General features: G+C 66.9%; 5 protein-coding genes. All 5 read left to right on the top strand.

Annotation, left to right across the window (positions count from 1 at the left end; translation table 11 throughout):
- Positions 1-66 precede the first annotated feature (66 nt).
- Entirely contained in the window at positions 67-1,506 is a 1,440-nt protein-coding gene (gene nrfD, locus D7X55_RS36800; protein WP_120553127.1) for an NrfD/PsrC family molybdoenzyme membrane anchor subunit, read from the top strand.
- 4 nt (positions 1,507-1,510) lie between these two features.
- Positions 1,511-2,056, top strand: a complete 546-nt coding sequence (locus D7X55_RS36795) for a DUF3341 domain-containing protein (RefSeq protein ID WP_120553128.1) — start codon at positions 1,511-1,513, stop codon at positions 2,054-2,056.
- Positions 2,053-2,613, top strand: a complete 561-nt coding sequence (locus D7X55_RS36790; protein ID WP_014399396.1) for a cytochrome c — start codon at positions 2,053-2,055, stop codon at positions 2,611-2,613. The genes D7X55_RS36795 and D7X55_RS36790 overlap by 4 nt, the downstream gene beginning before the upstream one ends.
- Positions 2,610-3,809, top strand: coding sequence for a hypothetical protein (locus D7X55_RS36785; RefSeq protein WP_120553129.1), 1,200 nt, complete (start codon positions 2,610-2,612; stop codon positions 3,807-3,809). Before D7X55_RS36790 ends, D7X55_RS36785 begins: the two co-directional genes overlap by 4 nt.
- Positions 3,806-4,201, top strand: a 396-nt coding sequence (locus tag D7X55_RS36780) for a hypothetical protein (protein WP_233610290.1), incomplete at its 3' end; no start/stop codon positions are given. The genes D7X55_RS36785 and D7X55_RS36780, both read left to right, overlap by 4 nt.

Genomic DNA, 4,201 nt, shown 5'->3' with positions numbered 1-4,201 from the left:
CCCCGCCCTCGTGCCCGCTGCCCCTGCTGAAGCCGCCCCGGCGCACGAAGGAGGTCACTGACCGTCATGGCCGAGACCGCACACCTCCCGCTCGACCCCCTCGAGCCCCGGGACCTCGTCGCGCCGCACCACGACGACAAGTCCCTCAATGAAACGCTGCTCGACCATGTCTGGCGCAAGCCCGGCAAGGGTTGGTTCATGCTGCTGGGCCTCACGTCCGCGGCGCTGGGCCTCCTGGTCGTCGGCGTGACCTACACCCTCGCGCGCGGCATCGGCGTGTGGGGCAACAACCAGCCGGTGGGCTGGGCGTTCGACATCATCAACTTCGTCTGGTGGGTCGGTATCGGTCACGCCGGTACGCTCATCTCCGCCATCCTCCTGCTCTTCCAGCAGAAGTGGCGCACGAGCATCAACCGCTTCGCGGAGGCCATGACGCTGTTCGCGGTCATGTGCGCGGGTCTCTTCCCGCTGCTCCACACGGGCCGTCCCTGGTTCGCGTTCTGGCTGTTCCCCTACCCCAGCACCCTGGGCGCCTGGGCGCAGTTCCGCTCGCCGCTCGTGTGGGACGTGTTCGCCATCTCCACGTACCTCACGGTGTCCGCGCTCTTCTGGTACGTGGGCCTCATCCCGGACCTGGCGGCCCTGCGTGACTCCTCCAAGGGCAAGCTGCAGCGCACCATCTACGGCCTGTTCGCGCTCGGCTGGCGCGGCTCCGGCCGTCACTGGCACAACTACAAGATCGGCTACCTGCTGCTGGCCGGCCTCTCGACGCCGCTCGTGGTGTCCGTGCACACCATCGTGTCGTTCGACTTCGCCGTCTCCCAGATTCCGGGCTGGCACGCGACCATCTTCCCGCCCTACTTCGTGGCCGGCGCCGTGTTCAGCGGCTTCGCGATGGTGATCACCCTCATCGTGCCCGCCCGCAAGTACCTGGGCCTCCGGGACGTCATCACCGACCGCCACCTGGAGAACATGAACAAGGTCATCCTGGCGACGGGTCTGCTGGTGTCCTACGGCTACCTGATGGAGCACTTCATCGCCTGGTACTCCATGAACCAGTACGAGTTCTGGACCTTCTACGTGAACCGCGCCACGGGCCCCTACGCCGGCGTGTACTGGCTGATGATCACCTGCAACGTCGTCACGCCGAACATCTTCTGGTTCAAGAAGGCCCGCACCAGCATCCCCATCATGTGGGTGGCGTCCATCGCGGTGAACATCGGCATGTGGTGCGAGCGCTTCATCATCATCGTGACGTCGCTCTCCCAGGACTTCCTCCCCTCGTCGTGGGACATCTACACGCCGACCTGGGTGGACTGGTGCATCTACATCGGCACGCTGGGCCTGTTCGGCACCCTGTTCCTCCTGTTCCTCAAGTTCGTTCCCGCCGTCGCGGTGAGCGAGGTGAAGGAGCTCCAGCTGGAGCTCAAGCACGCCGCGCACGCTGCCCACGGCCATGGCGCGGACACCGCCGGGGCGGGCACCCTCACCCACGGAGCGCACTAGCATCATGGAAGCCAAGGTCCTTGATTCCTGGGTGTTGGCCGAGTTCGCCACTCCGGAAGCCCTCGTCTCCGCCACACAGCAGATGCGGGAGAAGGGCTTCCAGGGCATGGACACCTACTCCCCCTATCCGCTCCACGGCGGGTCGGAGGCGCTGGGTCTGCCGCCCTCTCGCATGCCCTTCATCGCCCTGGGCGGCGGCCTCACCGGCATGGTGACCGCCCTCACGATGCAGACGTGGATGAACACCATCGACTATCCGCTCAACGTCGGCGGCCGTCCGCTCCTGAGCCTCCCGGCGTGGGTGCCCATCACGTTCGAGTTGAGCGTGCTGTTCGCCGCGTTCGGCATCTTCTTCGGCCTGCTCGGCCTGAGCCGGCTGCCGCAGCCCTACCACCCGGCCTTCGAGTCGGAAGAGTTCCGCAGCGCGTCCACGCACGGCTACTGGCTGAGCATCCCGCACCCCACGGGAACGGACGCCGCGGACGTCAAGAACCAGCTGACGGCCCTGGGCGCGACCCACGTGACCGTCGTCTCGGGAGAGAACGAATGAGGTGGCTCATCCCCGCCGCCGGGCTCGCCGCGCTCACGGGCTGCAACGTCAGCTCGGAGTTCCTCCAGCGCATGGAGACCCAGGCCAAGTACGAGTACTACGAGACGTCCGAGTTCTGGCCGGACGGCCGCGCCATGCGCGTGCCCCCCGCCGGCACCGTCCCGCGCGAGCGGCCGGTGGGCAACCCGGGCATCTCCACGGGCCGCGCCAACGGCGTGGCCGTGAACGCCATCCCCCTGCCGGTGGACAAGCACCTGCTGGAGCTGGGCCAGAAGAAGTACAACATCGTCTGCTCGCAGTGCCACGGCGTGCTCGGCGACGGCAACAGCGTCGTCGCGGAGAACATGGCGCTGCGCCTGCCTCCGTCCCTCCTGGAGCTCGCGGACAAGCCGGCCGGCCACTTCTACACCGCCATCAACGAGGGCTACGGCATCATGCCGTCCTTCTCGGGTGAGCTCGACACGCGTGAGCGCTGGGCCGTCGTCGCCTACGTGCGCGCGCTCCAGGCCGCCCGCAGCACCGCCGGGACGCAGCCCGTCCCGCAGGAGAACCGATGATTGCCATGGAGCGCTACACCGGCACGCCCAAGCTGATGGTGCCCGCGTTCGGCCTGGGCGTGGTGGGCCTCGTGCTCACCGCCGTGGGCTTCTTCATGAACCCCGAGGCGACCAGCTTCAGCTACCTCTTGGGCTTCACCTACTGGGTCGGCATCAGCGTGTCCGCCCTCATCATGCTGGCCATCTTCCACACGGCCAAGGCGAAGTGGCCCATCGTCCTGCGCCGCGCCATGGAGACCATCTCCATCGCGGTGCCCGTCTTCGCGGTGCTCATCCTCGCCCTCATCCCGATGATGAAGTACCTCTACCCCTGGGTGGATGGCTCGCCGCTGGCCGCCCACATCCACGGCGTGGAGGTGGAGCACCTGGCCCACAAGAAGGCCCACTACCTCAACCTGGGCTTCTTCGCCGTCCGCCAGGTCATCTACTTCGCGGTGTGGATCTTCGTCTCGCACCGGCTGTACGGCTGGAGCACGAAGCAGGATGAGACGGGCGAGCTGGAGCTGACCGTCAAGCAGCGCAAGTTCTCCCCGGGCGCCCTGCCCTTCCTGGCGCTGACCATCACCTTCGCCGCCTTTGACTGGCTGATGAGCCTCACGCCGCTGTGGCAGTCCACCATCTTCGGCGCCTACTACTTCTCCGGCAGCTTCCTGGCCGCCTTCTGCGTCCTCGCGCTGGTCACGGTGAATGCCCAGGGCAAGGACCTGTACGGCAGCCTGGTGAAGACGCCGCACTACCACAACCTGGGCAAGCTCATCTTCGCCTTCACGGCGTTCTGGGCCTACATCGGCTTCTCCCAGTTCCTGCTGGTGTGGATCGCCAACATCCCGGAAGAGGCCCCCTGGTACGGCCTGCGCATGTACGGCCCGTGGCGCGGCGTCTCCTACGTCATCTTCTTCGGTCACTTCGTGCTGCCGTTCTTCACGCTGCTGTCACGCAAGCTGAAGGAGAAGCCCGGGACCCTGGCGGTGGCGGCCACCTACATGCTTCTCATGCACGCCGTGGACCTGTATTGGCTCATCTGGCCGGCGTTCTCCGGTGAGGCCGGTCCGACGTTCCACTGGACGATTCTCACGGCCTTCGTGGGCGTGGGCGGGGTCTCGGTGGGCTACGCCCTCTTCCGGGCGCGCGGTCGGTACACCTTCCCGGTGAAGGACCCCTACATCGCGGAGTCCCTGAGGTACGTGCAGCCATGAAGAAGACCCAGTCCGAAGTCGAATCGCGGGTCATCGTCGGCGCGCATGGCGTGGCGGCCGAGGAAGACCACCTCGTCATGGGGAAGATCATCGGCGTCGGTGTGGGCGCCATGGTCCTCTTCTTCGTGGGCGCGGTGTGGGCCTGGCGCATCCAGGTCGTCACCATGCAGGACGCCCAGCCGAACGGTCCCCCTCCGCGTCCCGCGGCGGTGGGCCAGTACGAGGTGGGCATCGTGAACCAGCGCCTGTTCGAGCAGGACTGGCGCGCGGCGGAGAAGATTGGCGGCCAGCACCAGGCGCTGAAGAACGGCTGGGGTGACCAGCCGGGCGTCGCCGCCCACAAGTCGCTGGACCAGGCCATGGACCAGGTCATCACGACCGAGGCCCAGAAG

Origin of the sequence: Corallococcus sp. AB049A (assembly GCF_003668885.1) — a bacterium.
In the GTDB taxonomy this organism is placed as follows: Bacteria; Myxococcota; Myxococcia; order Myxococcales; family Myxococcaceae; genus Corallococcus; species Corallococcus interemptor.
Note: the sequence above shows the minus strand (reverse complement) of the source record. Positions and strands in the feature narration are given on the sequence as shown.

Coding starts and splice junctions, on each gene's coding strand:
- nrfD (WP_120553127.1), top strand. CDS start 67: ATGGCCGAGACCGCACACCTCCCGCTCGACCCCCTCGAGCCCCGGGAC.
- D7X55_RS36795 (WP_120553128.1), top strand. CDS start 1,511: ATGGAAGCCAAGGTCCTTGATTCCTGGGTGTTGGCCGAGTTCGCCACT.
- D7X55_RS36790 (WP_014399396.1), top strand. CDS start 2,053: ATGAGGTGGCTCATCCCCGCCGCCGGGCTCGCCGCGCTCACGGGCTGC.
- D7X55_RS36785 (WP_120553129.1), top strand. CDS start 2,610: ATGATTGCCATGGAGCGCTACACCGGCACGCCCAAGCTGATGGTGCCC.